Source organism: Adlercreutzia sp. DFI.6.23 (assembly GCF_024462535.1).
Classification (GTDB): Bacteria; Actinomycetota; Coriobacteriia; order Coriobacteriales; family Eggerthellaceae; genus Adlercreutzia; species Adlercreutzia rubneri.
Map to the genome: position 1 here is coordinate 1 of NZ_JANGBP010000749.1, position 290 is coordinate 290.

Genomic DNA, 290 nt, shown 5'->3' on the forward strand with positions numbered 1-290 from the left:
GGGCAACCCATGGCGCCCGCACAACTACAGCGCCGAGTTCCTCGCCCAGGAACCCGTGACGTCCGAGAGGCACATAACATGCAGGATTTTGTGTTTTTGCGACTTGGGGAATCACTGCGGGGCAACCGATGTCGCGAAAACGCAAAATACCGCACTCCACAAGACGTCGATGTCGCGAAAACGCAAAATCCTGCATGGAACCCGTTGCTCACCCCCCCTTGAGGCACCGTCCTCCCCCAGAAGCTCGCCCTTCCCCGTAAGGTGGAACAGACGCGCGGGCAGCCTCGGCT

At 60.3% G+C, this 290-nt stretch carries 1 protein-coding gene; it reads right to left on the reverse strand.

What is annotated here, in order from left to right; translation table 11 throughout:
- The coding region (locus NE591_RS15310) for a hypothetical protein (protein WP_256157108.1) at positions 1–196 on the reverse strand (196 nt) is incomplete at its 3' end.
- Positions 197–290: the final 94 nt, after the last annotated feature.